Genomic DNA, 2,374 nt, shown 5'->3' on the forward strand with positions numbered 1-2,374 from the left:
CTCAATGCCTGTGAGTGTCCACACAGATTTGCTTGTTTATCTTGTTAAAGAGCAATCCCTTAGGCGCTGCGGCCATCGGGTCAGGGCTGCGTATTCTACGCTTTCCTGCTGCGGCGTCAAGAGGTATTTACCATCTTTTTTCGCCTGTCGGTGAAAGGACTCGAGAGCCGTTTTCTTCGACCCTGTCACGTCTTTCGCGTTGCCGCTGTGCCGTGTCAGTGGGAGCGCATTATAGGGAGCCAAAACTTTTGTGCAAGGGCTTTTTAAAAGAAAAACTCAATTTATTGGTCGACTGTAGAAACCCCGTTCAACTACACAGCTTACCTACTCATTAACCACAGACTTATCCACAAACCTATTTGTATAAGCAATTCTGGTAGTCGTACTTAGGGGAAAGATTCAACTCATGTATTACACCTTATTAGTCATGAAACCAGTCAGAAATAATCGAGATTCTGCATAATTACTAAAATGTTTTCTCATCCAGTACAGGGTTGTGCCCAAGTTCATAGCTTCGAAGCCAGAATCCCAAACTTTAGCTGCGCGGCTCATCGACTCTGAATACCCGACATGTTCATACAGCCAACGATAAATAACTGCGCCTACTGACAAACCACATTGCTCTGTGCAGCCTGGGGAAACTTGGAGCATTGGTGAATAGCTAGAGATAAACGATTAATGCCTACCACTCTGCAAAGGCAAACTAAAAGGATATTCATTAGCTCAGTTGCGGCGGCTGCATTTATCAAGAATACGCACGGACAACTATGTCATTAACAGCCCTACTTGGTGTGAGTCGCACCAGTGTTAATGCTTGGGTCGCAAATTACCTGGCTGATGGGCTCGATGGTTTGCTTGATAAACCTAAACCCGGACGACCCAATCAACTCTCTCCTCATCAATTAGAGCAACTTAAAAAGTTTATCGAGAAGAATGCTATCAAGCAGGACGGTGGACACTTAATAGCTGAAGATATCAGAGTTTATATCTGTAACGACCTGCATGTGAGCTATAGCTTGGCCAATGTGTACCGCTTACTCCATGCGCTTGATTTCAGTCTCATCCCGGGTCATCTTCCACTGAGCGTGTGGATGTGTGGTTCCAAGACGAAGCCAGATTTGGTCAACAAAACCAAACGACAAGACTTTGGGCAAAACGGGGTAGCCGTCCCCGTGTCGTCGAACAGCAGCAATTTGATTATGGGTATCTGTTTGGGGCAGTGTGCCCAAGTAGCGGTAAAACGGAAGCATTGATTACGCCCTTGGTCAACAAAGATGCCATGATGCTTCACCTTGAATTGATATCGTTGGCAACCGAGAGCGACCGGCATGCAGTGGTCATCGTTGATGGCGCAGGCTGGCATACTATGGATACGGCAATGCCTTTCTCAAATCTCACTTTGATTAAGTTACCCGCCTATTCTCCAGAGCTGAACCCGATGGAGCAAGTTTGGCAATGGCTCAGACAACACTGTCTTTCCAACCGAGTATTCGATTGCTACGAGCAAATTGTTGACCAAGTATCCCGAGCCTGGAATACCTTCATTGAGGATACCGGTCGGGTTAAATCTTTGTGCTTCAGAGACTGGATGAATCTAACAAGATAATTAATCAAATTGGCATTAGCCGTCTGGCGATGGCCAGCTTCGAGCAAGCTCACTGCGTTCGGACTCTTTATCTTCCCCATGTGAGAGTGGACATTTCAAAATGCAATTAAAACGAAAAATCCCCAACACAAAGTGCTGGGGATCCATCGTTTATTGGGCGTCTGGCGATGACCTACTCTCACATGGGGAGACCCCACACTACCATCGGCGCGATTGCGTTTCACTTCTGAGTTCGGGATGGGATCAGGTGGGACCACAATGCTATTGTCACCAGACAAATTTTGTTGCTGCTATTTAGTGCCTAGCAGCTGAATATGGTGCTGATACCCAGAATCGAACTGGGGACCTCATCCTTACCAAGGATGCGCTCTACCGACTGAGCCATATCAGCGAATTCAACTTTGATTTCACTTTATCTAAAGTAAAAATCAGAAATTGGGCGTCTGGCGATGACCTACTCTCACATGGGGAGACCCCACACTACCATCGGCGCGATTGCGTTTCACTTCTGAGTTCGGGATGGGATCAGGTGGGACCACAATGCTATTGTCACCAGACATAAAATTGTATGGAACAAATTTTAAACGCGCTTTAGCGCGGCCCGTTAGGGTCAAATACAGGGATGTATTTGATAAATTCATTCCTAAATTCAGAAAGCTGTTGCTTTGAAATGTGGTGGTCGCTACTGGGATCGAACCAGTGACCCCCTCCTTGTAAGGGAGGTGCTCTCCCGGCTGAGCTAAGCGACCGGTATTCTTGGCTGTGCTC

The 2,374-nt window shown here is 46.8% G+C and carries 1 protein-coding gene, 2 tRNA genes, 2 rRNA genes and 1 pseudogene; 2 read left to right on the forward strand and 4 right to left on the reverse strand.

Translation table 11 applies throughout. The features are described 5' to 3' along the window. Positions 1-767: 767 nt before the first annotated feature. Positions 768-1,028: pseudogene (locus ACMHXI_RS01795) on the forward strand (helix-turn-helix domain-containing protein); the annotation flags it as partial. Positions 1,029-1,087: 59 nt separating this feature from the next. Beyond that, positions 1,088-1,606, forward strand: a complete 519-nt coding sequence (locus tag ACMHXI_RS01800) for an IS630 family transposase (protein ID WP_037437727.1) — start codon at positions 1,088-1,090, stop codon at positions 1,604-1,606. A 159-nt stretch (positions 1,607-1,765) separates the two neighbouring features. On the opposite strand, the gene rrf (ACMHXI_RS01805) is transcribed toward ACMHXI_RS01800, so the two are convergent. From rrf (ACMHXI_RS01805) to ACMHXI_RS01820, 4 genes are all read right to left on the reverse strand, one after another. Then, a 5S ribosomal RNA gene (gene rrf / locus ACMHXI_RS01805) occupies positions 1,766-1,881 on the reverse strand. A gap of 40 nt (positions 1,882-1,921) precedes the next feature. Next, positions 1,922-1,997, reverse strand: a tRNA-Thr gene (locus ACMHXI_RS01810). A 50-nt stretch (positions 1,998-2,047) separates the two neighbouring features. Then, positions 2,048-2,163: ribosomal RNA gene (gene rrf, locus ACMHXI_RS01815) — 5S ribosomal RNA — on the reverse strand. 116 nt (positions 2,164-2,279) lie between these two features. Beyond that, positions 2,280-2,355: transfer RNA gene (locus ACMHXI_RS01820), tRNA-Val, on the reverse strand. Positions 2,356-2,374 lie beyond the last annotated feature (19 nt).

It is taken from the genome of Shewanella sp. BJSY2023SW005 (assembly GCF_047314585.1).
Classification (GTDB): domain Bacteria; phylum Pseudomonadota; class Gammaproteobacteria; order Enterobacterales; family Shewanellaceae; genus Shewanella; species Shewanella algae.